Here is a 22129-nt window from a genome sequence, read left to right as displayed (position 1 = left end):
GCGCAAGACCATGGACGCAAAAGGTGAGACCTTCGTTTACGAGGTCTTCGTCCGGCCGGGCCCGGCGCGGTGCCATGCCGCCCCCGTCCCGGCCCGTCGACGTCGAGGCGAGACCGACGGAGCGCCCGATCAGCACAGGGGCAGAAACGATCGTGGGCAGCCGGCAAACTGCCGGCCGCCCACGTTGCGATCCGTCGACGCGTCGTCCGAAGACGACTGCGAGGATTACTTGCCGGAAACCATCTTGTCGCCGATGTTGCCCAGGGCTTCTTCCATCTTCGGCGTGAAGATCGCGAACATGGCGAGCAGGGCGACGGCCATGATACCGCCGATCAGGCCGTATTCGATGGCGGTGGCGCCGGATTCGTTCTTGGCAAAGCGAGCGATGAGATTGGACATGGTGACTCCTTGAGATCTCGGGGTAGCGCGCCCGTCGACTGTCCCGTCGATCGGGTGAGGCTGACCCTAGCCGCGTGCCGTTGCGATGGGCTTAAATTGATTGGTTGATTTTTACTTATTCGGCGCTTCGCCCGATTGTCACTGGTATGGACCATCGTCGAGCGACGCCGCTGACCGATTGGACCGCCCACGGCCCAGCCGGCCTTCGATCGGCTCGCAGCAGGACGAAAGCGCTACGTCTCAACGGTTTCCGTGATTGCTCGGGGCGCCCGCGCCATCGCCCGTTAATGCTTCGTTCAGCGTGATCGGCGAGAGTGGCAAACAATCCGCCACCAAAATGATCGATCGGATTTTTCACCATGGCCCTGCGAACAGCCGTCGCCTACTTGCTGTCGACCATCGTCTTCCTGGCGGTTTCGCCGAATCTGGCGGCAGCCAAGGAACCGCTTTCGGTCGAGATGGACCAGGCCAAGGTGATCGAACTGGAAAAGCCGGCCGGCACCGTCATCGTCGGCAATCCCGCCATCGTCGACGTGCAGGTTCTGTCGTCCAACCGTCTCGTCCTCACCGGCAAGAGCAGCGGCATCACCAATGTCGTGATCCTCGGCGAAGACGGCGAGGCCTTCGTCGACGAACAGGTCTCGGTGCAGACCTTCGAGGACAACACCGTCCGCGTCTATCGGCAGGCCAGCCGTTCGACCTATGCATGCACGCCGAAATGCGTTCCAACCGTCACCGTCGGCGACGACATGAACAGCTTCGGCGCGGTCGTGCAGCAACAGACCCAGCGCCAGAACATTGTCGAACAGGCCGCCAAGGGCAACTGATCACCGCCGTGTCGCAGCGGTGCGGCGGCTGCGTTCGCCGACACGCCGTCGCTCGACGTGCCGGCCACGGCGGCTCGAAATCGACGTCGCCCGAGCGCCTGCCCGCCCGAAGGTCGGTATCACGGAGCAGGAAGAGAGCGGCGACACGTCCCCACCGAACGCGCTCCACGCGCCGCCATATGGCAATGGGCGATGGCCCCGGGGGTCGTCGAAATCCTTGCTTTCGATGAAAGTCTCTCCCCCAACGTAACGCTTTCCTAAGTCTTCTCGGCCATTCTCCCGGCGGTGCTCTCGGGCCGCGCGGGCCGGGCGAAAACGGCCGCATCGACTGAAAGACGCCGTTCGGCATCGATTTTCGGAAAGTGCGATGCTCACGATGAAAGACCACGACGTTTCGGCCCCGAAGGCCCGGCACCGCAAGGCGGGGACCGACGCGGACCGGCAGGCACCCGGCCGGCGAGGCATCCCGTCCTTTCTTCGCAACCGCGACGGCGCCGTCGCGATCGAATTCGTCATCCTGGCGTTCCCGTTCTTCGTCCTGTTGCTCGTCCTGATGGAGACGGCGACGATCTTCTACGCCGAACTCGTGATGGATCGCGCGGTATCCAAGATCGGGCGGGAGGTTCGCACCGGCCAGATCACCAGCGCCGATCTGACCAAGGACGAATTCAAGGCCAAACTCTGCACCGAGGTGAAATTTCTCTTCGACTGCACGAAGCTGCAGGTCGACATGAAGACCTACGGGTCGTTCGGCGCCGTTCCGATCGGCGCACCGATCAAGGACGGCGATCTCGACACGACGGGCTTTTCCTACACCAAGCCCTCCGGCGAGACGATCACCTCCCTCAAGGCCTATTACAAGTGGCCGCTCTACGTCGACGTCCTGCGCCAGATGGCGACCAGCATGAGCGACCGTTCCTTCATGGTGGTCGGCAGCGCAGCCTTCATCACGGAGCCGTACTGATGATCATCGGCCGCCTCGATCGCCTCCGCTTCGCGATGCAGCGCGTCTTTGACGCGGCAGCAAACCTGCCGCGCGACAAGCGGGGCGTCGCCGCCGTCGAGTTCGCCATCGTCGTTCCGTTCATCGCAATTCTCTACATGGGTGGCTCGGACGCGGCGGTCGCCCTCGCGATCAACCGCAAGATCCACAATGCGGCCGGCACGATCGGCGATCTCGTCGGGCAGGTCGAGGTCGCGACCCCCAGCCAGATCGATTCGCTGTTCGACGTCACCGCCTCGCTGATGCAGCCATACGACGCGTCGAAGGTGTTTCTGCGCGTCACCCAGGTGAAGATCGACGCGAACGGCAAGGCGACGGTCGACTGGACCCGCTCCCACAATGCCCTGGTCGGCACGACGCCGCTCGTCGCCGGGCAGACCTACGACCTCCCCACCGAGTTCGCCAACGAAAAGGGCATCTACGTCCTCATGACGGACGCCTATTACGACTACGTGACGCTCGGGGGCTTCGGCCTCGTCGGACCGATCAAGATGGGCGAGACGAGCTATCATACGCCGCGCCTCGGCGATAAGGTGGTCTGCTCGGGCTGCTGATCCGGCTGTCGATCGCAGCAGGCATGCCTGAATTTCGCGGGGTGACGGGCCGCCGGTCTTCGGCCTCGCGCAACGGGCAGGAGGCGGACATGGCGCGGGCGATCATCCTGGTGCTCGATTCCTTCGGCATCGGCGCGGCGCCGGATGCCGAGGCGTTCGGCGACGAGGGATCCGACACCTTCGGCCACATTCTCGAGGCCTGCCGGGCAGGTCATGCGGACGTTTCGGGCGGACGGCGCGGCGAACTCGCCATTCCCAATCTCCAGCGGCTCGGCCTCCATGCGGCGGCGGGACGCGGCGAAGGCGCCAGGCGCCCGGAAGCCGTGTGGGGCTCGGCCCGCGAGATCTCGCGCGGCAAGGACACACCCTCCGGCCATTGGGAGATCGCCGGCGTGCCGGTGCCCTTCGAGTGGGGCTATTTTCCGAGGACCGTGCCGACCTTCCCGCCCGAACTGATCCGTCAGATCATCGACGACACCGGCCTTTCCGGCATCCTCGGCGACAGGCACGCCTCGGGGACCGAGATCATCCGTGAACTCGGCGAGGAAAGCCTGTCGAGCGGCAGGCCGATCTTCTACACGTCCTCCGACAGCGTCCTGCAGATCGCCGCCCACGAGACCGCTTTCGGTCTCGACCGCCTCTACGACGTCTGCGCGGCCGCCCGCCGCCACGTCGATCCCCTGAACATCGGCCGGGTGATCGCCCGGCCCTTCGTCGGCGAGAGCGCCGAGACCTTCACCCGAACCGCCAATCGCCGCGACTACTCCGTTCCGCCGCCGGAGCAGACCCTGCTCGACCTGGCGGTGGGGCGCAGCGTCCACGCCGTCGGCAAGATCGCCGACATCTTCGCCCATCGCGGCATCTCCCGGATCTGGAAGGGAGACGGCAACATGGCACTGTTCGATCGGACCCTCGATGCGATGAACGAGGCGGCGGATGGCGATCTCGTCTTCGCCAACTTCGTCGACTTCGATTCTGAGTACGGCCATCGGCGCGACGTCGCCGGCTATGCGGCGGCGCTCGAAGCCTTCGATCGCCGGCTGCCCGAATTGCAGGCCGTGATGAAACCGGGCGACGTTGCGATCGTCACGGCCGATCACGGCTGCGACCCGACCTTCGCGGGCACCGACCACACCCGCGAGATCGTACCCGTCCTCGCCTTCGGCCCCTCGCTGGAGCCGAAGCCGATCGGCCGGCGCGAGAGCTTCGCCGACATCGGCGCGAGCGTCGCCGTGCATCTCGGCCTCGATCCCACCCGCCACGGCAGGAGTTTTCTGTGACCGCTTCGCGGCCGGCACGCGGGACCGGCGCCGGGCCGTTTCCGCTCGCAGAACTCCATTGCCACATCGAGGGGGCAGCGCCCCCCGCCCTGGTGGAGCGACTGGCGCAGAGATACGGCGTCGACATCTCGGCGATCATCCGGGACGGCGCCTATGTCTGGCACGACTTCACCAGCTTTCTCGCCGCCTACGATCATGCCGCGACGGTGTTCCGCAGCGAGGAGGACTATGCCGACCTCGCCTTTGCCTACCTGCGCGAACTCGCGGCGCAGGGTGCGCTCTATGCCGAGTTCTTCATCTCCCCCGACCACGCGCGATCGAGCGGCACGGAACCGGAGGTCTACGCCCGCGGCCTCGCCGCGGGGATCGTGCGGGCGCGGGACGAGACCGGGATCGAGGCGCGCATGGTCGTCGTCGGCGTCCGCCATCTCGGGCCGGAGGCCGTCGAGGCGGCGGCGCAGTTTGCCGCCGGGCCGAGTCGGCCCTTCGTCACCGGATTCAACCTCGCCGGCGACGAGCGGATCGGCGCGGCGCGCGATTTCGCCAAAGCCTTCGACGTCGCCCGCGATGCCGGGCTCGGCCTCACCGCCCATGCCGGGGAGCTCTGCGGGCCGGACAGCGTCCGGGAAGCCATCCGATGGCTGAAGCCGTCGCGGATCGGCCACGGCGTGCGCGCCGTCGAGGATCCGGCTCTCGTCCATGAGATCGCCGAGAAGGGAATCGTCCTCGAAGTCTGCCCGGGTTCCAATCTCGCCCTCGGCATCTATCCCGCCATCGCCGCCCATCCCTTGAAGCGGCTGGTCGCGGCGGGCGTCCGGGCGACGCTCGGATCGGACGACCCGCCGTTCTTCCACACGCATCTTTCCCGGGAATACCGGCTGGCGGCGGAGAACGGCCTGACCGACGCCGAGCGGATCGGCCTCACCCGCAACGCCATCGAGGCGGCCTTCGTCGAGGAAGACGTCAGGCGCCGACTGCTCGACCGCTTCCAGATCGCGGCGCTTTCGCTTGGCTCGCCCGCCACATCCGACTAGACCGGAGAAAAGATCCGATATCGCCGGGCGAGCAGGAATCCACCCGTCGACCACATCCAACGCGCGAGCCGAAAGAGAGGGCATCATGGAGGGCATCACCGTCATCGACCATCCGCTGGTCCAGCACAAGCTGACGATCATGCGCGACAAGGAAACGTCGACGGCGAGCTTCAGGCGGCTCCTGCGGGAGATCTCGACGCTTCTGTGCTACGAGGTGACGCGCAATCTCCAGCTGACGACGGTGCGCATCGAGACGCCGATGACGACGATCGACGCGCCGACGCTGGAGGGCAAGAAGCTGGTCTTCGCGTCCATCCTCAGGGCCGGCAACGGGCTTCTCGAGGGCATGCTCGACCTCGTCCCGGCCGCCCGCGTCGCCCATGTCGGCATCTATCGCGATCACGAGACGCTGCAGCCGGTCGAATACTACTTCAAGGCGCCGGAAGATCTCGCCGATCGTCTGATCATCGTCGTCGACCCGATGCTGGCGACGGCCAACTCCGCCATCGCCGCCATCGAGAAGCTGAAGGAGCGCGGCGCCCGCAACATCCGCTTCCTGTGCCTGCTCGCCGCACCCGAAGGCATCGAGCGTTTCCGCGCCGCGCATCCCGACGTCGACGTCTATACTGCCGCGATCGACAGCCATCTCAACGAGAAGGGTTACATCGTGCCCGGCCTCGGCGACGCCGGCGACCGGATGTACGGCACGAAATAGGCGGCCGCCTCCGATGCCGGTCGAGCCGTCGCGGTCAGGCCGTCGCGGCAAGTTGCGGTCGCGGCACCGCCGCGACGCCGCCCCATCCGCTCCGTTCGATGAACAGCGTCGTCTGCAGCGCGCTCATCGGCCGGGCGAAGAGGTAGCCCTGGCCGAGCTGGCATCCGGCGTCGCCGACGAGCGCCAGCAGTTCCTCGGTCTCGATGCCCTCGGCGACGACGGTGGCGGAGATGTCGCGGGCAAGGCCGCAGATCGCCCGGACGATCGCGGCGCTCTTGCCCTCGTCGACCATCGTCGAGACGAAGGACTTGTCGATCTTGATCTTGTCGAAGCGGTACTGGCGCAGATAGCCCATCGAGGCATAGCCGGTGCCGAAATCGTCGAGCGCGATGCCGACGCCGAGCGCCCGCAATTCGTCGAGCACGCTCTTGGCATTGCCGTTGCGGATCAGCACCGTTTCGGTGATCTCCAGGATCAGCCGGTGCGGCGCCACGGCGTGACGAAGCAGCGATTGCCGGACATGGGCGACGAAGGCCCTGTCGCCGAGTTGAAGGGCCGAAACGTTGACGGAAACGGTCAGGGGATCGGGCCAGTTGGCGGCAATCGACAGCGCCCTGTCGAGAACGAAGCGGCCGATCTCGACGATCGCGCCGTTCTCCTCGGCGAGCGGAATGAAGAAGTCCGGTGACAGGCGCCCGAGATCGGGATGATCCCACCGCAACAGCGTCTCGAAGCCGTGGGCCCGCAGATTGCCGACTTCGACGATCGGCTGAAACACCGTCTGGAACTCGCCCCGCGCGACCGCGCTCGCCAGGTCGCGTTGCAGGAGACGGCGCTGTTCCAGTTGGCTGCGGAACTCCCGCGAAGCGACGACGATGCGATCGCCACCGCCGCTCTTGGCGCAGTACATGGCCGAGTCGGCGTCGAGCAGCAGGCCCTCGAGAGAGGCTTTGCCCTCGGCCACCGCCGCGATGCCGATGCTGAGCGTCGGCCGGCGGTCGTTGCAGTCGACGGCGAGTGCGCCCAGGCGGCGGGCCGCCTCAGCACAAGCGTGTTCCGCCTGCTGCTCTGCCCCGGCGCCGACGAAGAGAAGCGCGAATTCGTCGCCGCCGATGCGCGCCACCTGGCCTGAGCGGGCGGTCGCCGCCTTGAACACCCCGCCGAGGTCGCAGAGCAGCCTGTCGCCCCGCTGATGGCCGCTGCCGTCGTTGACCTCCTTGAAATGGTCGACGTCGATGACGGCGACGGCGACCTCCCTCGCGCCAAAGACCCGCTCCGCCCAGGTCTGGAACGCCGCGCGGTTCGGCAGGCCGGTCAGAGGGTCGGTCAGCGCCTGTCTCCGGAAACGCAGCTTCTGCTGAATCAGCACGACCACCAGCACGAGGCCGATCCCGAACAGGAGCCTCAGATTGAAGCCGAGATCGGCCAACGCGTTCGAAAGCCGAACCCGCCGGCCCTCGACGATGTCGCCATGGACGGCGTTGGCGGTCGTCGTCAGCCGCGAGAACGTCCGGGCCACGTCGTCGAACCGGCCGACCATCCGGCCGGCGATTTCCGGCTGCTCCATGACGGGTCGCAACGAGACGAACTCGTCGCATGCAGCCTGCAACGCGTCGCGGGCGACGAGAGCGTCGCGAAACGGCCGTCCGACCATCCGGGCGGGCAGTGTCTCGAGCCGCGTCGCCACCACCGAAAACGCCGTTTCGAGCTGCTGCCGGTCGACGTCGCCGGCCCGGAAGCGCTCGATCGACCGGGCCAGTCTCTCGATCTCGATCTGCGCCCGGGAATAGTCGAATGTCGCGTTGTAGGACGACGCTTCGAACAGTCCCTGCTGATATTTCTCGGTCTCGACGGACGTTCCCATGGCCGCCAGCGCCAGAAGCGTGGTGGCGAGCAACAGCGCGGCGACGAACCATCGCGCGTTGGCCAGGTCGTTCAACGAAAAGCGCTTCATGACAGACCGATCGCGACCAATTGCCATACCGCACGGGAATAATATTGCTGCGACTGCAGGCAGGGATCGGCATCGAAGGGAAACATCAGGAACACCGGCCCCTTGGACGACACCGGCATGAAGACCCCCTCTTCCCGGATGGACAGGATCGCACGGCCTTCGATCAGCATCCGCGCATCCGCCGTCACCAGATAGTCGTTGAGGGCGAGCAGCCGCAGCGGCTCGGAGGAGGACGGGAAGCGGGCGAGCAGATGCTCGACGGACGGACCCTCGTAACGGGTGACCGCCTCCGTCCAGGGGGTTCGCGTCGCGATCCGCGACTGTGGCATCGCGGCGAGATCGTTGCGGCTGAAGGCGGCGAGCCTCTCTCCGCGGCGAGTGACGGAAAGGACGGCAGCAGCAGGATCGTCGAGGCCGGTTTCGGCCGCCGCGAAGCGGACGTTCCTCAGCGACACCGCCGCAAACGCGCCGGCGCCCAACAGATCTCGCCTCGTGATTGCCATGACATCGACCTCGCCTGCCGGAGACGGGGTCGATCATGTGGATAGATCATTGCAAGTGAGTTAAAGCCGCCGATCGCCCGTGAATAACGGGACATATCTTCTCAAGACGATGAATGGTTTTTACTTTCGATCGGCATGTTTTTCCCGAAATTTTGTAAGCGCCCCAGATCGTCGACGGCCACCATCGAAGCGACTTGCCCCCCGGCGCCGGGATATGGCGCGCTGCCGGCACCGCCCTGTCCGACCTTCCTTTTGCGAGATCAGGGTCCGGCAGAATCCATGCCGGCGCAAAATCGGCTCTGGGCTTTTCACTCGTCGGGCATCGGTCGAGACGACCGGCACGCAAGACGCCAAGGTCGACAGACCGGCACCGATCAAACCCTCAGGAGAGCCCGACAATGATCCGCAACACCCTCATCGCCCTCGCCACCGTCGTCGTCGCCGGCACCGCCCTTTCGGCCCCGGCCAGTGCCAAGAGCTGGCACAAGCCGCACTACGGCTACGACACCGTCCGCTACGAGAAGGTCTGCCACGTCGAAAAGCAGAAGGTCTTCGCCGGCTACGACGAGTGCGGCAACAAGCTCTGGGTCTGGAAGCGCGTCAAGTCCTGCCACTGAGCGCTACGACCCGTCCTCCCGCTGTCCGGCCATACCCCGTTACCGGTCCCCTCCCCGCCGCTCGCGAGGGGCCGGACAGCCCATGGAAACCGCCCCGTCCTCCCCGGGGCGGTTTCTCGTTTGCCGGTCCGGCGGAAAGGCTCCCTCTCGCCCCTGGCCGGAAAAATTCGCAATTCCGCAACGTCAGAAAGTGGAACGCCCCGTCCTCGATGCGGTTTGCCTCATCCGAAGCGGACACATCGCTGTAATGAGGTACGTTCCCATGAAGAATCGTCACATTCCCCTCGCGCTCGCTGCTGCGACCGCCCTTTCCCTGCCCCTCTTCGCCATGCCGGCTTCCGCCGCGGTGGAAGCCGGGACGCTGGGTTGCCACAGCAAGGGCTCCACCGGGTTCATCGTTGGCTCGTCGGAAGAGCTGGTCTGCGAATTCACGCCCGCCGGCGGCGGCCCCCGCGAGGTCTATGCCGGTTCGCTGGACACGTTCGGTCTCGACGTCGGCGTGACCGGACGGACCGTGATGACCTGGGCGGTGGTCGTGGCCGACGGCACCGCCTACCAGCAGAGCGCACTTGCCGGCACCTATGTCGGCGCGACGGCCGAAGCTTCGGCGATCGTCGGCGGCGGCGCCAACGTCCTCGTCGGGGGTGCCAACGACAGCTTTACGCTGCAGCCGGTCAGCGTCCAGGCACAGGAAGGGATCAACGCGGCGCTGGGCGTTTCCAAGCTCACCCTTCAGCCCGCGGTGGCGGTGCCGGCTGCCGCGGCACCGGTCGCAGTGCCAGCCCAGCCGGTCACTCCGGACGGCAGCGTCGTCCGTCCCGAATAGCCACGTTCGAAAAGACACGTCGCGAACGGGCGGTGCCGGAAACGGCGCCGCCCTTTTTCATTGCGGTCTTCGTCTTCGCCTTGAAGCGTGCCGCGCTCTGCAAATAGCCGGCACCGCGTGGGTTTTTGGGCTTTCGGGCGAAATCCGCTATCGATTTGAGGGATTACGAATCGACAAGGGCAGATCATGACCATCCGCGTGCACAAGGGCGACCTTCCCGACCTCTCCCGCTACAACGGCCCCGTGGCCATCGATACCGAGACGCTCGGCCTCGACACGCGACGCGACAGGCTCTGCGTCGTCCAGCTCTCGCCGGGCGACGGCACCGCGGACGTCGTCCAGATCGCCAAGGGCCAGCGCGAGGCGCCGAACATCGCCGCGCTCCTGAAGGACGCATCGAAGACCAAGATCTTCCACTACGCGCGCTTCGACGTCGCGGCGCTCTATCACGCCTTCGGGGTCATGACCGCCAACGTCTTCTGCACCAAGATCGCCTCGCGCCTGACCCGCACCTATACCGACCGCCACGGGCTCAAGGACCTCGCGCGCGAACTCATCGGCGTCGACCTGTCGAAGCAGCAGCAGTCCTCGGACTGGGCAGCCGAAACCCTGTCCCAGGCCCAGATCGAATATGCCGCCTCGGACGTCCTCTATCTCCACGACATCATGGGCGTCCTCTACAAGCGGCTCGACCGCGAGGAGCGCATGGATCTCGCCAAGGCCTGCTTTTCCTTCCTGCCGACCCGGGTGAAGCTCGACCTCGCCGGCTGGGGCGAGGAGGACATCTTTTCCCACTCCGCCTGAGGCCCGAGGGCGGGTCGTAGCCCCGGCCAAAAAGGCGCGACCGGGCCGAAGCTTGCCGGCGGCTTTCCGAAAAATTCGCCATCAATGACGAATGTACGCGTTGCGTCACCCGATGTCGCAATCCGAATGTCGCAAAGAGACGGAAAAGACCACATCCGGCGCAGAGCGCAACGCCATCATGAAAGGTTCGCCGCCATGCTCCGCAGCCTGTTCCATACCGAAGCCGCCCAGACCATCGCCGTCACCGGGCTCCTGTTCGTCGCCGTCGCCATCGCCGCCGGCTTCCTCAATCTCGTCGCCTGAACGGCACGACGGGCTGAGGGGCCGCGGCGCGGCCCCTCAGACCACGATCCGGCGGAGCGCATCGTCCGGCGCGCGCCGCCCATGCCACTGTTTCGGATAGCCGAACGAGACTTCCTCGAACCGGACCCCGTCGACGATCCGGCTCGACGGCATGTGAAGGTGGCCCGAGACCACCGCGCCGGCGTTGAAACGGCGATGCCAATCCTCGGTCCGCTTCGTGCCGCACCATAACGAAAAGCGCGGAATGCGCGGCGGCCGGGCCAATTCCTCCCGCAGCGGCCAGTGATTGACGAGCACCCGCGGGACGCTCTCCCCGCCGAGCGCCAGGAGCCGCGCCTCGGTCGATTCGCAGCGCGCCCGGCACCATTCGGAACGGCTGGCGAACGGCGCGGGCGAGAGAAACTGTTCGTCGGCGCAGCGCACCCCGCCCTGGCGCGCCCAGGCCAGCGCGTCCTCCGCGGCGACATCCGGCGGGCGGAAGGAATAATCGTAGAGCAGGAACATCGGCACCAGCCGGAGCGCACTGCCATCGATCTCGATCAGCGGGTAGTCGTCCTCGGGCGTCAGCACACCGTAGTCCCGGCAGAGTTCGACGAAGGCGCGATAGCGGTCTTCCCCCCGCCGCGGGGCTTCGCCGGGAGCCGCGCCGCGCTCGCCGACCGCCCAGAGTTCGTGATTGCCGGGCACCCAGACGAGTTGCCGGAATTTCGGCGCGAGGGTCTCGAAGGCGAGGCGCAGGTGATTGGACGTCTCGCCGACGTCGCCGGCAAGGATCAACCAGTCGTCCGGGCGCGGCCGGATTTCGGCGAGGGCCTCGCGATTGGCCGCAAAGCCCAGATGAAGATCGGCGACGGCGTAAAGTCTCACGAGGCGCGCCGCCCGCTCTCCCCCGGCAGGACCACGTCATCGACGGGCGCAGCCTCCTCGGCAGCAGCCTCTTCTAGCGGCACGACGCGTCGCAGGCGCAGCCGCAACGCGTCCTGCCGGGAAGCGACGGCGAGAGCGAGCCGATGGCTCGACCCGACGGCCCGCCGAAGAAAACGCCAGCGGGCCGGATCGTCCGGGCAGCTCGGCTCGAAGCAGATCGTCGGCGCATCGCCGGTGATGTCGTAGGCAAAGCCGTCGAGCGGCAAGGCGAGGCCCATGCCCCGCGCCTTGATGTAGGCCTCCTTCAGCGTCCAGAAGGCGAAGAAGCGTTCCGTCAACTCCGCTCCTTCGCCGGCCCGGACATAGGCGGCCTCGCCGGGGGCGAAATAGCGGTCGCAGAGCCTGGCGAGTTCGTTTTCCCGGGAGATCCATTCGACGTCGACGCCGAGGTCGCAGTCCTTGCCCACGGCAAGCGCGACGAGGCCTCTCGTATGGGAGAGATTGAAGACGAGACCCGGCGCGAGATCGGCCTGATCCGCCCCGATCGCGGGGCGGCCGTAGCGATTTGTTTCGAAGCGCCAGGCGGCCGGGGCGACGTCGGCGTAGCGCGACAAGGTCGTCCGCACCAGCGCGCGGCCGGTCAGATATTCCCGCCTCGCGCCATCGACCCGGTAGCGCTCGTAGCGGGCGCGCTCGGCCGGATCGAGCAGCGGCAGCCATGTCTCCCGCCGATCGCCCGCAAGAGCCGGATCGGCGAGATGGATGTCGATGGTGCGGGGATCGAGCACGGCTTCGGGCAGGATGAACTCCCAAACGACTGGCGCGCGACGACGACTGTCGCCCGCGGAGGAGAAGGCCCGAATGTGGGAACGCCTCGCCGGCTTCGCGAGGAGCAGCACCGCCGACGAGATCGAAAATCGACCGCGAGACGCGGCGAGCGCCTCAGCCGGCGGCGACCGGCATCGACAGCGAGAACAGCGCCGAGAAGATCAGGCCGAAGAAGATGATCCAGCCGAACACCGTGTTCGACTTGAACAGGCCGAGGCACTGATCGGGATCGTCGATGTCGAGGCTGAGGATCTGCCAGACCATCTGCACCGCGCCGATGGCGAGCGCCGCGTAGGCGGGCCAGGAAGGGCCCCCCGCAGCGCCCATCGGGGACGTGGCGAAGGCGGCGAAGAACAGGATGATCGTCCCGAGATAGAGGACCGTCAGCGCTTCGCGCGTCCGCTGGCCGAACAGGCGAGCCGTCGACCTGACGCCGACGAGCGCGTCGTCCTCCTTGTCCTGGTGCGCATAGATCGTGTCGTAGCCGATCGTCCAGAGGATCGACCCGGCATAGAGCAGCAGCGGCGACAGCGACAGCGAGCCCCAGTGGCCGGCCCAGCCCATCAGCGCGCCCCACGAAAAGGCGAGGCCGAGGCCGAGCTGCGGCCAGTCGGTGAAGCGCTTGAGAAACGGATAGATCGCCACCGTCAGGAGCGACAGGATGCCGAGAAGCACCGCGAAGGGATTGAACTGGAGGAGGACGAGAAAGCCGAGCAGCGACTGCAGGACGAGAAACAGCTTCGCCTGCCCGCGGCTGACCCGCCCGGAGGGCAGCGGGCGCGAGCGGGTCCGCGCCACCTTGTCGTCGATGTCGTGATCGACGAGGTCGTTGTAGGTGCAGCCCGCGCCGCGCATGGCGATCGCGCCGACGAGAAACAGGAACAGGTGCCACAGGCTGGGCAGTCCCGTATGCACCGCGCTCGGCGCAACCGCCTGGGGCGCCAGCGCCGCCGACCACCAGCAGGGCCACAACAGGAGCTGCCAGCCGATCGGCCGGTCCCAACGGGCGAGCTGAGCGTAGGGCCAGATCGCCCTCGGCAGCCAGCGATAGACCCAGTTGTACACCGGCGCGTCGGAGACCCGATCGGGTGATTCAGCCAGGCTGGTTTTGAGATTCGCCATGGCGACCACAGTGTGTGCATGATTGCTGCAGTCAAGTGAAAATCACGCCGCAATCCTTCCTGCCGCGATTTTTTCGCCAGCCGCCGTCCTTGACCTCGCGGCCCGTCGGCCCCTATCGCCACTCTCATGAAGAAGTCAGACAGCGGCTCGAGCCAGGAAATGCGCATGGATGTCCTCTTGATCGGCTCCGGCGGCCGCGAACATGCCCTCGCCTGGAAGATCGCCCAGTCGCCGATGCTGAACCGGCTCTATGCGGCGCCCGGCAATCCCGGCATCGCCGAATGCGCGGAAATCGTCTCGCTCGACGTCGCCGATCACGATGCGATCGTCCGCTTCTGCCGCGATGCCGGCATCGGCCTCGTCGTCGTCGGGCCGGAGGCGCCGCTGGTGGCCGGTCTGGCGGACCGGCTGGAGGAAGCCGGCATCCTCGTCTTCGGGCCGTCGGCGGCCGCCGCGCGGCTCGAGGGCTCGAAGGGCTTCACCAAGGATCTGTGCTCACGCCACGACATTCCCACCGCCCGATACAAGCGCTTCACCGACGCGGCCGCGGCCAAGACCTATCTCGACGAGACCGGCTATCCGACGGTGATCAAGGCCGACGGGCTGGCGGCCGGCAAGGGCGTGACCATCGCGACCAACCGGGCCGAGGCGATGGCGGCGGTCGACGGCTGCTTCGAAGGCGACTTCGGCGGTCCGGGCGCCGAGATCGTCATCGAAGAATTCCTCGAAGGCGAGGAGGCCAGCCTCTTCTGCCTTTGCGACGGCAGCAGGGCCGTCGTGTTCGGCACCGCCCAGGACCACAAGCGCGCCTTCGACCGCGACCGCGGACCGAACACCGGCGGCATGGGCGCCTATTCGCCGGCTCTGGCGATGAGCGAGCGTCTGGTCGAGCGGGCGATGAGGGAGATCGTCGAGCCGACGCTGAAGGGCATGGCCGAGATCGGCGCGCCGTTTCGGGGCATCCTCTATGCCGGGCTGATGCTGACCGAGACCGGGCCGAAGCTGATCGAATACAACGTCCGCTTCGGCGATCCCGAAGCGCAGGTCCTGATGATGCGTCTCGACAGCGATCCGCTCGAGGCCTTCCTGGCGGCCGCCAAGGGCGACGTCTCCGCCGTCGCGCCGACATGGTCTCGGGACCGGGCGCTGACGGTGGTGATGGCGGCGGAAGGCTATCCGGGAAGCTACAAGAAGGGCACCGAGATCACGAAACTTCCGGCCGACGACGCGGTCACCCACGTCTTCCATGCCGGCACCAGCCGTGACGGCGACCAGCTCGTGGCGACCGGCGGCCGGGTGCTGAACGTCACCGCGCGCGGCGCCACGGTGCGCGAAGCGGCGGCGCGAGCCTACGCGGCGGTGGATCAGGTGGGCTGGGACGACGGCTTCTTCCGCACCGACATCGGCCACCGGGCCATCATGGTCGAGGGTGCCTGACCCTCGACGCCGGACGGTACGACCGGGCGAGGCGTCCGCACCTCTTCGCTCGGGAATTGCGGGTGCGTCAGCCCGTGGCGCAATGCCGTTCCTGCAGCCGATCGCGAGGCCGGATCACTTCGCGGGCCAGGCATAGGCGATCTTGCGAAGCGCCTTGTCGGCAAACCGCTCCTCGCCTTCGGCGATCACCTCACCGCCCAGCCGCTCGTAGAAACCGGTGGCCAGCGAATTGTCGGCGAGCGCCCAGACGGCGTGACTTTCGAAGCTCCGCTCGCGCAGAAGCTTCCGGCTGGCAGCAAAAAGGCGCCGGCCGAAACCGACGCCCTGGTGGGACGGCTTGAGATACAATTCGTAGATTTCGCCGTCGACGGCGAGGGCTTCGGTCCGGTTTCGCCCCATGGTGGCGTAGCCGATCGTTTCACCGCAATATTCGACGACGAGGATGCCCGCGCCGCCCTGCACCGCGCGCTGCCACCAGCCGGACTGCCGCCGCTGGAGGATCGAATTCAGGCAGCCATGGGGGATCAGGCCTGCATAGGCGCCGCGCCAAGCCGACTCGTGGACGTTCGCCAGGGCGGCGGCGTCCCTCACTTCGGCAAATCTTATGGCGGTGGTGATCGTCGGCATCGCTTCTCAACTCCCGAGATGCGATTTCGATCCATCAAGCTTAAGATTTTTTTACCAAAGCGGCGAAAACCTGTCGCCGGGGCAATTGCGCCCCTCAGCGCCGCGCGAGCACGCCTTCGGCCAGGGCCTTCTGGATGCCGGCGATGTTCGACCGGCGCGACAGTTCACGGACGAGCGGTGGCTGGCCGCTCATCCAGATGGTCATTTCGGAATCGGCGTCGAAGGTGCCGGCCGTCTCGATCGAAAACGTCGTGATCGCCCGATAGGGGATCGACTGGATCGTCCGCTTTCGGCCGGTCATGCCCTGCTTGTCGACGATGATCAGCCTGAGATCGGTAAAGACGAGCATGTCCCGCACCACCATGAAGGCGAGGACGATTTCTTCGCCGTCGATCATGATCGGTGCCAGTTCGGCGCGAACCTCGTCCACGTCGACGTCGCTGGTCAGGCCCATCAGGCCGGATAGAAGTCCCATCGCCGCTCATCTCCTCGTTGGTGCAAAGACGGTCACGCCCCGCCCCCGGCGTGCCGGATCAGGACATAAGGCGGAAAGCGGAAAAAATCCGGCGCCACCCCTAAGTTTTTCTGTCGTATGCGATGAGAAAATTAAAGTTCCCTTTACTCCCGCCCTCGCTACCATCGCGGCAAAATCCGGGCGCCCTCAGCGCCCGACGACGCCGTCTGCGGCGCGACAGGGAGGACGACGTGAGACACGGCATCAGACAGCTCTTCATTCCCGGACCGACCAACGTGCCGGACCGGGTGCGCCGCGCCATGAACGTGACGATGGAGGATCAGCGGGCGCCGGATCTGCCGGACCTGACCCTCGGCCTGTTCCGTGACCTGAAGCGCGCCTTCAGGAACGAGAGCGGCCGGGTGTTCATGTTCCCCTCCTCGGGCACCGGCGCCTGGGAAGCGGCGGTCCAGAACACGCTGGCAAGCGGCGACAAGGTGCTGATGGCCCGCTTCGGGCAGTTTTCCCATTTGTGGGTGGAGATGGCCCAGCGTCTCGGCCTCGACGTCGACGTCGTCGACGTCGAATGGGGCAAGGGCGTCCCGCTCGACGCCTACGAGCAGCGGATCGCCGCCGACACCGGTCACGAGATCCGTGCCGTCTTCGTCACCCACAACGAGACGGCCACGGGCGTCACCTCCGACATCGCCGGCGTGCGGAGGCTTCTCGACGCCCATTCCCATCCCGCCCTGCTCTTCGTCGACGGCGTCTCCTCGATCGCCTCGATCGACTTTCGCCAGGACGAATGGGGCGTCGACCTCGCCGTCGCCGGCTCGCAGAAGGGCTTCATGCTGCCGGCCGGCCTGTCGTTCCTGTCGGTTTCGGAAAAGGCGCTCGCGGCGAACCGGGACGAGCGGCCGAAGATGGCCCGCAGCTATTTCACCTTCGCCGACCAGATCGCCACGAACGATCAGGGCTATTTCCCCTACACGCCGCCGACGCAGTTCTTCCACGGACTGCGCGCCGCGCTCGACATGCTCTTCGAGGAGGGGCTGGACAACGTCTTTGCCCGGCACCGGCGCCTCGCCGAAGGCGTCCGCCGCGGCGTCGAGGGGCTCGGCCTGAAGCTCGTCGCGGCCGGGCCGCAGTGGCATTCGGACACGGTCTCGGCGATTACCGTGCCCGAGGGCGTCGACGCCAACCGGGTGATCAAGATCGCCTACGAGCGTTACAATACCTCCTTCGGCGGCGGGCTGGCGCGACTGAACGGCAAGGTCTTCCGCATCGGCCATCTCGGCGATCTCAACGAGGTGATGTGCCTTTCGGCGCTCGCTGCGGCGGAGATCTCGCTCGCCGACGCGGGCGCGGACATCACGCCCGGCGCCGGCGTCGCCGCGGCCCATGCCCATTTCCGCGAGGCGAACGCACCGGTGCTGGCCGAGCGACAGGCCGCCGAATAGCTCGGCGCCGGTCGGGCGGACGCGGAGGTTTTAGCCCGCCCGAAACCCGCGATAGGTCGCCGCGCCCGGCTCGGCGACGGCCGATTCCGTCGTCGCCATCGCCCCGATGCTCTCGTGCAGCGGCGACTTGATGCAGACCGGATCGGTGTTCGCCGCGTCGCCGGTCAGAGCCAGGGCCTGGCAGCGGCAGCCGCCGAAGTCGACATGCTTGCGCTCGCAGGAGCGGCAGGGCTCCTTCATCCAGGACGTGCCGCGATAAGCCTCGAAGGCCGGCCCGTCGTACCAGGTCTCGGCGAGCGAGTGGTCGCGGACGTTCCAGAAGCCGAGATGGGTGATCGTCTCGGCGGCATGACAGGGCAGCACCTTGCCGGACGGCGTGACCGAGAAGGTCCGCGTTCCCCAGCCCCCGTTGCAGAGCTTCGGATAGCGGGCATAATAGTCCGGGAACACCGCGTCGATCACCAGCGTGCCCTTGAGGCGCTCGCGGGCCGTCTCGACCTCCTCGATGGTCCGGTCCACGTCCTCGCGGGCGGGCATCAGCTGCGCCCGGTTCTTCAGCGCCCAGCCGTAATATTGGGTGTGGGCGATCTCCAGTCGTTTGGCGCCGAACTCCACCGCCTTCTCGATCATCTCCGGCACCTGATGGATGTTCATCCGGTGGATCACGGCGTTGAGCGTCAGCGGCACGCCGCGGGCGACGACGGCCCGCGCGAAGGCCTGCTTTCGCTCGAAGCCGCCTTTGTAACCGCCGACGCGCTGGGTGATGCCCTCGTCGGCGCCTTGCATCGACAGCTGGATATGGTCGCAGCCGGCCTCGACGAGCGCGTCGAGCTTCGCCTCGTCGACGCCGATCCCGGAGGTGATGAGGTTGGTGTAGAGGCCGACCTCGGCGGCATGGCGCATCAGTTCGACGATGTCGCGCCGCGCCGTCGGCTCGCCGCCGGACATGTGAAGGTGGATGACGCCGAGTTCGGCGGCTTCCGAGAACACGCGCTTCCAGGTCTCGGTATCGAGTTCCGAAGACTTCGGATCCAGCTGCAGCGGGTTGGAACAGTAGGTGCAGCGCAAGGGGCAGCGGTGAGTCACCTCGGCGAGAAGACCGAGGGGCGGCTGCGGCCGGGGCTCGACCGCCGCACTCGGGCGATCGAGAAGAATCGTTTCGCTCATAAGGTCACCATCTGCTTGTCGGACAGATCCGTCAGGAGTGCCTCGACATCCGGACGGATCGTCGCCTCGTCGGCGGTGAACAACTGGGTCAGTTGACCGAGGATCTCCTTGAACGTCGTCCTGCCGTCGATCCGCTTCAAGATCTCGGTGGCGATCGGATCGGCCTCGAAGATCCGTTCCGGCCCGAGCAGCACGTGGCGGCCGCGGGCCTTGTCCTCGCGGAACTTCACCCCGCGCGGCAGGGCCGGGACGGTGTCGTCGGCGATGCCCCGGAGTTCCGCCATCAGGCCGCCTCCCGGCCGCTCTCCGCTTCGCCCGGACGCCAGGCATCCGGCGGCGTCAGGGCCGGCTCGACATAGGCGTAGTACAACGCATCGAGCTGCGCCCACAAAACCTGGCACTTGAAGCGCAGCGCCGCCATCACCGCCTCCTGCTTCTCGCGCGTGTCGGCGTATTCGAGGCAGTAGCCGAGAGCGAAATCGCTGTCGCGCTTGGCCTGCACCGGCCGCTTGTCGAAATAGGCCAGGGTTTCCTGCGAGATGAAATCGTAATGCGCCAGCATGCCCTTGGTGCGCACGCCGATGACGTTCGGCGAGAAGAGCTCCGTCAGGGACGAGGCGATGGCTTCGAGCAGCGAGCGGTCGCGGACGAAATGGACATAGGCGTCGACGGCAAAGCGCGTCCCGGCGAGGATACCCCGGCCGGACATGACGTAGTCCCGATCGAGGCCGACGCCGTCGGTCAGCGCGATCCACTTCTCGATGCCGCCGCGCTCGGTCTCGGAGCCGTCGTGATCGAGAATGCGCTGGCGCCACTCGCGGCGAAGCTCGACCGTGCCGAGCCGGGCGAGGATGTAGGAGTCCTTCACCGGAATGTTGGCCTGGTAATAGTAGCGATTCAGCGCCCAGGCCTGGACCTGCGCCTGATTCAGCCGGCCTTCCTGCAACAGGGTCTGAAAGGGATGGAGCGAGTGGTAGCGCGTCTCGCCGATCCGGCGCAGCGCCGCCTCGAGTTCCGGACCGGTCATCATCTCGGATCGGGAATTAGTCATAAGGCGATCTCCATCCCGTCACGGGTGACCGTCCAGCCGGCGGCCTCGACGGTCCCTCTTTCGCTCGACCCCTCGACGAGAACGGGGTTCGTGTTGTTGATGTGGATATAGGCACGGCGGGCAATGTCGAGCCCTTCGAAGGCGTGGAGGCTGCCGCCCTCGCCCGAGATCGGCATGTGGCCCATGCGCCGGCCGGTCTTCTCCCCGACGCCGGCCCGGCGCATCTCGTCGTCGGCATAGAGCGTGCCGTCGAAGAGCAGCGTGTCGGCGCCGCGAATGCGCGCTTTCAGCGTCTCCGGCAGATGGGCGCAGCCGGGAATGTAGAAGGCGGTCTTTCCATGCGCCGAAAGCTTCACGCCGACGGTCATCTCGCTTTCCTCGCCGACGTCCACCTCGCCCTTTTCCATGAACAGCGGCACCTTGCCGGGCACGGAGAAGATCTCGACGAAAAGGCCCGGCAAGGGCTCGAAGCCGACGCCGATCGCCACCGGGCGCTTGTCGACGAAGGCCGGATCGAGCACCTGGAAAACCGGGCTGTCCGCGATCATGCCGAGAACGCCGGCGGTCCCGTAAAGCGGAAAACGCTGCTTCTCGCGCAGCGTCAAAAGCCCGGCGATGTGATCGACGTCGCCATTGGTGACGAGCACGGCCGAGATCGGCGTCGCCCGCCTCCCGGGGGGACCGGCACTCGCCGCCGGCGAGAGCCGTGGCGATTTCAGGATCTGATCGCGCAGATCCGGCGAGGCGTTCAGAAGGAGCCAGTTGCGCCCGTCGGCGGAAGCGGCGATCGAGGACTGGGAGCGCGCTACGACCCGTTCGTCGCCGGCCCAGTAAAGCCGGCAGACATCGCACAGGCAGTTCCACTGCGGATAGCCGCCGCCGGCCGCCGAGCCCAAAACAAAAAGCCGCAGGCGGTCATCCCGCCCGCGGCCCATATCGGCAGTCACGACCGATTAGAATTCGACGGGCATGTAGCCGTTGATTTCCATCGCCATGCAGATTTCGGTGACAACAGGCTTGTTCCAGGCCATAGCTCTCTCTCCCGTTTGCATTGTGGATGCTCTCTCCCGCGGCGAACCCGCAGGAACAGATCGCATCCCGCCACTACCAATATGCCGCTTCACGCGCGAAGTATAAACCCGGCGAGCGCGGTTTCCCGGGAATCGGGAAGAGTTCCCACAACCGGCATCCCGACGATCGCCCGGTCGTCCGCCGATGCGGGCCGGGGCGGCATCAGGGCGACGAGGATCAGGAGGGCGGCAAGGATACGCACATGCTGTCGATCCGCCTCGACCGATCGCGTCGGTGCCGAAGGATCGCCCGGCCGTCCGCTGCCTCGACCGCCCGGCCGATGCCGCGCCCCGGCCGAGGCGCCTTGCGGCGGTCACTTCAAGAGAACGATCTGCACCCGCCGGTTCTGCGCGGCGAGCGGGTCGGCCTGGTCCTTCAGATCGCTCTCGCCCCGCCCGGCGACGACGAAACGCTCCGGCCCGGCGCCGGTCAGCGACACCAGCCGATCGCGGACCGACGCAGCGCGCTGCGTCGACAGGACCTGGTTGTAGGTCTCGCTGCCGGCCGCATCGGTGTGGCCGATGACGACGAAACGATCCTTCGAAAAGCGCTGATCGGTGACCAGCCGGGCGAGGTCCTGCAGCTCGGTCCCGGAGGCCGGCAGCGGCTCGGCGGAGCCGTAGGCGAAGAGGATCTCGACGTCGATCGACGGCAGGGGCGCCTCGGCCGCCGGATCTTCCTCGACGATCAACAGCCGCGTCCGCTCTCCCGCGGCGAGCTCGGCATTGGCGGGCGCCGCCTTCGCGCACTCGTTGCCGGCGACGATCTTCAGATCGCACAGCTCGTTGCGGCTGAAGCTGCGGGCGGCCTCGGCCGCCTTCCCGCCGCAGCCTTCGCTCTTGCCGGCGAGGCAATCGCCGAGCGCCGGTCCGGCAGGCTCGGCGAGCATGGTGTCGAGGTCGATCGATTTCAGTTCCTGGGCATGGCCGGCGGAGGCCCCACCCAAAATCATGGCGAAGCCGATGGTCCGGGCGAACTGGGCCAAGTGGCCGGCCGGATGTCGCCGGATCGCTTTCGCCGCAACCCGTCTCGATGAAAGATCCTGCACCTTCGAAAGGCGGGGCGCCGGCGTTTCGGCCCGATGGGCTTTCGTCATGCCGCTCATGCCGTCTGATCCATCTTCGTTCGCGCGACTCACCGACCGAAGGCATCCCGACGATGCGGGCAGCCATCGACGCCGGTGGCCAGGCGTCAAGCTTCCCCAAGGTCAGATTATCTGTCGCGGC

Annotated in this window: 22 protein-coding genes and 1 pseudogene; 11 read left to right on the top strand and 12 right to left on the bottom strand. The window is 66.8% G+C overall.

The genetic code is table 11. The annotated features are described in order from the left end of the window. Window positions 1-225: 225 nt before the first annotated feature. Window positions 226-399, bottom strand: coding sequence for a Flp family type IVb pilin (locus LZD57_RS01065; protein ID WP_233717260.1), 174 nt, complete (start codon window positions 397-399; stop codon window positions 226-228). A gap of 359 nt (window positions 400-758) precedes the next feature. On the opposite strand from LZD57_RS01065, the gene LZD57_RS01060 reads away from it, so the two are divergent. From LZD57_RS01060 to upp, 6 genes are all read left to right on the top strand, one after another. Further along, window positions 759-1226 (top strand): pilus assembly protein N-terminal domain-containing protein, encoded by a 468-nt coding sequence (locus LZD57_RS01060; protein ID WP_233717259.1) that lies wholly within the window; start codon window positions 759-761, stop codon window positions 1224-1226. Between the two features lie 367 nt (window positions 1227-1593). Then, window positions 1594-2190: a TadE/TadG family type IV pilus assembly protein gene (locus LZD57_RS01055; RefSeq protein WP_233717258.1), complete on the top strand. Its 597-nt coding sequence runs from the start codon at window positions 1594-1596 to the stop codon at window positions 2188-2190. Beyond that, entirely contained in the window at window positions 2190-2783 is a 594-nt protein-coding gene (locus tag LZD57_RS01050) for a TadE/TadG family type IV pilus assembly protein (protein ID WP_233717257.1), read from the top strand. Before LZD57_RS01055 ends, LZD57_RS01050 begins: the two co-directional genes overlap by 1 nt. A gap of 89 nt (window positions 2784-2872) precedes the next feature. Continuing rightward, the gene (locus tag LZD57_RS01045) at window positions 2873-4063 is read left to right on the top strand and encodes a phosphopentomutase (protein WP_233717442.1); all 1191 of its coding nucleotides are present in this window, start codon (window positions 2873-2875) and stop codon (window positions 4061-4063) included. Beyond that, on the top strand, window positions 4060-5097 hold the full coding sequence (locus LZD57_RS01040) for an adenosine deaminase (RefSeq protein ID WP_233717256.1): 1038 nt from the start codon (window positions 4060-4062) through the stop codon (window positions 5095-5097). Before LZD57_RS01045 ends, LZD57_RS01040 begins: the two co-directional genes overlap by 4 nt. A gap of 85 nt (window positions 5098-5182) precedes the next feature. After that, window positions 5183-5812: a uracil phosphoribosyltransferase gene (upp, locus tag LZD57_RS01035; RefSeq protein ID WP_233717255.1), complete on the top strand. Its 630-nt coding sequence runs from the start codon at window positions 5183-5185 to the stop codon at window positions 5810-5812. A 34-nt stretch (window positions 5813-5846) separates the two neighbouring features. Here upp and LZD57_RS01030 read toward each other — a convergent pair whose 3' ends face one another. After that, window positions 5847-7766, bottom strand: a complete 1920-nt coding sequence (locus LZD57_RS01030; protein WP_233717254.1) for a putative bifunctional diguanylate cyclase/phosphodiesterase — start codon at window positions 7764-7766, stop codon at window positions 5847-5849. Beyond that, window positions 7763-8269 (bottom strand): putative pterin-binding protein, encoded by a 507-nt coding sequence (locus LZD57_RS01025; RefSeq protein ID WP_233717253.1) that lies wholly within the window; start codon window positions 8267-8269, stop codon window positions 7763-7765. Before LZD57_RS01025 ends, LZD57_RS01030 begins: the two co-directional genes overlap by 4 nt. Window positions 8270-8667: 398 nt before the next feature. Between LZD57_RS01025 and LZD57_RS01020 the strand changes: the two genes are divergently transcribed. From LZD57_RS01020 to LZD57_RS01010, 3 genes are all read left to right on the top strand, one after another. Then, window positions 8668-8886, top strand: coding sequence for a hypothetical protein (locus tag LZD57_RS01020; RefSeq protein WP_233717078.1), 219 nt, complete (start codon window positions 8668-8670; stop codon window positions 8884-8886). Between the two features lie 262 nt (window positions 8887-9148). Next, window positions 9149-9712 carry a DUF992 domain-containing protein gene (locus LZD57_RS01015; RefSeq protein WP_233717252.1) on the top strand — a complete coding sequence of 188 codons (564 nt, stop codon included), beginning with the start codon at window positions 9149-9151 and terminating at the stop codon, window positions 9710-9712. Between the two features lie 186 nt (window positions 9713-9898). Beyond that, complete coding sequence (locus LZD57_RS01010; RefSeq protein WP_233717251.1) at window positions 9899-10516, top strand: ribonuclease D; 618 nt, start codon at window positions 9899-9901, stop codon at window positions 10514-10516. Window positions 10517-10855: 339 nt separating this feature from the next. Here the strand turns inward: LZD57_RS01010 and LZD57_RS01005 are convergent, their stop codons facing one another. The 3 genes from LZD57_RS01005 to ubiA all read right to left on the bottom strand — a co-directional run bounded on the left by LZD57_RS01005 (window position 10856) and on the right by ubiA (window position 13636). After that, window positions 10856-11686: a metallophosphoesterase family protein gene (locus LZD57_RS01005; protein WP_233717250.1), complete on the bottom strand. Its 831-nt coding sequence runs from the start codon at window positions 11684-11686 to the stop codon at window positions 10856-10858. After that, window positions 11683-12474: a 4'-phosphopantetheinyl transferase family protein gene (locus LZD57_RS01000; protein ID WP_233717249.1), complete on the bottom strand. Its 792-nt coding sequence runs from the start codon at window positions 12472-12474 to the stop codon at window positions 11683-11685. Before LZD57_RS01000 ends, LZD57_RS01005 begins: the two co-directional genes overlap by 4 nt. A gap of 154 nt (window positions 12475-12628) precedes the next feature. Further along, window positions 12629-13636, bottom strand: coding sequence for a 4-hydroxybenzoate octaprenyltransferase (gene ubiA, locus LZD57_RS00995; protein ID WP_233717248.1), 1008 nt, complete (start codon window positions 13634-13636; stop codon window positions 12629-12631). Between the two features lie 165 nt (window positions 13637-13801). On the opposite strand from ubiA, the gene purD reads away from it, so the two are divergent. Then, window positions 13802-15073, top strand: a complete 1272-nt coding sequence (purD, locus tag LZD57_RS00990; RefSeq protein ID WP_233717247.1) for a phosphoribosylamine--glycine ligase — start codon at window positions 13802-13804, stop codon at window positions 15071-15073. Between the two features lie 114 nt (window positions 15074-15187). On the opposite strand, the gene LZD57_RS00985 is transcribed toward purD, so the two are convergent. Together LZD57_RS00985 and LZD57_RS00980 are read right to left on the bottom strand one after the other, a co-directional pair. Then, window positions 15188-15700 (bottom strand): GNAT family N-acetyltransferase, encoded by a 513-nt coding sequence (locus tag LZD57_RS00985; RefSeq protein WP_233717246.1) that lies wholly within the window; start codon window positions 15698-15700, stop codon window positions 15188-15190. 94 nt (window positions 15701-15794) lie between these two features. After that, on the bottom strand, window positions 15795-16175 hold the full coding sequence (locus tag LZD57_RS00980) for a PH domain-containing protein (protein ID WP_233717245.1): 381 nt from the start codon (window positions 16173-16175) through the stop codon (window positions 15795-15797). 230 nt (window positions 16176-16405) lie between these two features. Between LZD57_RS00980 and LZD57_RS00975 the strand changes: the two genes are divergently transcribed. Further along, a complete protein-coding gene (locus LZD57_RS00975; RefSeq protein ID WP_233717244.1) occupies window positions 16406-17614 on the top strand; it encodes an aminotransferase class V-fold PLP-dependent enzyme in 1209 nt (402 codons plus the stop codon). Window positions 17615-17644: 30 nt separating this feature from the next. Here the strand turns inward: LZD57_RS00975 and pqqE are convergent, their stop codons facing one another. From pqqE to LZD57_RS00950, 4 genes and pseudogenes are all read right to left on the bottom strand, one after another. Continuing rightward, window positions 17645-18781, bottom strand: coding sequence for a pyrroloquinoline quinone biosynthesis protein PqqE (gene pqqE, locus LZD57_RS00970; protein ID WP_233717243.1), 1137 nt, complete (start codon window positions 18779-18781; stop codon window positions 17645-17647). Then, window positions 18778-19832, bottom strand: a pseudogene (gene pqqC / locus LZD57_RS00960) (pyrroloquinoline-quinone synthase PqqC). The gene pqqE and the pseudogene pqqC overlap by 4 nt, the downstream one beginning before the upstream one ends. After that, window positions 19829-20743 (bottom strand): pyrroloquinoline quinone biosynthesis protein PqqB, encoded by a 915-nt coding sequence (gene pqqB / locus LZD57_RS00955; protein ID WP_233717441.1) that lies wholly within the window; start codon window positions 20741-20743, stop codon window positions 19829-19831. The pseudogene pqqC and the gene pqqB overlap by 4 nt, the downstream one beginning before the upstream one ends. A gap of 473 nt (window positions 20744-21216) precedes the next feature. Further along, on the bottom strand, window positions 21217-22008 hold the full coding sequence (locus tag LZD57_RS00950; RefSeq protein ID WP_233717240.1) for an OmpA family protein: 792 nt from the start codon (window positions 22006-22008) through the stop codon (window positions 21217-21219). Window positions 22009-22129: the final 121 nt, after the last annotated feature.

It is taken from the genome of Jiella avicenniae (assembly GCF_021390325.1).
GTDB lineage: Bacteria > Pseudomonadota > Alphaproteobacteria > Rhizobiales > Rhizobiaceae > Jiella > Jiella avicenniae.
This window is presented reverse-complemented; position numbering and strand designations above follow the sequence as displayed.

What these genes read in the sequence shown, in the direction of transcription:
- LZD57_RS01065 (WP_233717260.1), bottom strand. Translation starts at nt 399, where the DNA reads ATGTCCAATCTCATCGCTCGCTTTGCCAAGAACGAATCCGGCGCCACC.
- LZD57_RS01060 (WP_233717259.1), top strand. Translation starts at nt 759, where the DNA reads ATGGCCCTGCGAACAGCCGTCGCCTACTTGCTGTCGACCATCGTCTTC.
- LZD57_RS01055 (WP_233717258.1), top strand. Translation starts at nt 1,594, where the DNA reads ATGCTCACGATGAAAGACCACGACGTTTCGGCCCCGAAGGCCCGGCAC.
- LZD57_RS01050 (WP_233717257.1), top strand. Translation starts at nt 2,190, where the DNA reads ATGATCATCGGCCGCCTCGATCGCCTCCGCTTCGCGATGCAGCGCGTC.
- LZD57_RS01045 (WP_233717442.1), top strand. Translation starts at nt 2,873, where the DNA reads ATGGCGCGGGCGATCATCCTGGTGCTCGATTCCTTCGGCATCGGCGCG.
- upp (WP_233717255.1), top strand. Translation starts at nt 5,183, where the DNA reads ATGGAGGGCATCACCGTCATCGACCATCCGCTGGTCCAGCACAAGCTG.
- LZD57_RS01030 (WP_233717254.1), bottom strand. Translation starts at nt 7,766, where the DNA reads ATGAAGCGCTTTTCGTTGAACGACCTGGCCAACGCGCGATGGTTCGTC.
- LZD57_RS01025 (WP_233717253.1), bottom strand. Translation starts at nt 8,269, where the DNA reads ATGGCAATCACGAGGCGAGATCTGTTGGGCGCCGGCGCGTTTGCGGCG.
- LZD57_RS01020 (WP_233717078.1), top strand. Translation starts at nt 8,668, where the DNA reads ATGATCCGCAACACCCTCATCGCCCTCGCCACCGTCGTCGTCGCCGGC.
- LZD57_RS01015 (WP_233717252.1), top strand. Translation starts at nt 9,149, where the DNA reads ATGAAGAATCGTCACATTCCCCTCGCGCTCGCTGCTGCGACCGCCCTT.
- LZD57_RS01010 (WP_233717251.1), top strand. Translation starts at nt 9,899, where the DNA reads ATGACCATCCGCGTGCACAAGGGCGACCTTCCCGACCTCTCCCGCTAC.
- ubiA (WP_233717248.1), bottom strand. Translation starts at nt 13,636, where the DNA reads ATGGCGAATCTCAAAACCAGCCTGGCTGAATCACCCGATCGGGTCTCC.
- purD (WP_233717247.1), top strand. Translation starts at nt 13,802, where the DNA reads ATGGATGTCCTCTTGATCGGCTCCGGCGGCCGCGAACATGCCCTCGCC.
- LZD57_RS00985 (WP_233717246.1), bottom strand. Translation starts at nt 15,700, where the DNA reads ATGCCGACGATCACCACCGCCATAAGATTTGCCGAAGTGAGGGACGCC.
- LZD57_RS00980 (WP_233717245.1), bottom strand. Translation starts at nt 16,175, where the DNA reads ATGGGACTTCTATCCGGCCTGATGGGCCTGACCAGCGACGTCGACGTG.
- pqqE (WP_233717243.1), bottom strand. Translation starts at nt 18,781, where the DNA reads ATGAGCGAAACGATTCTTCTCGATCGCCCGAGTGCGGCGGTCGAGCCC.
- LZD57_RS00950 (WP_233717240.1), bottom strand. Translation starts at nt 22,008, where the DNA reads ATGAGCGGCATGACGAAAGCCCATCGGGCCGAAACGCCGGCGCCCCGC.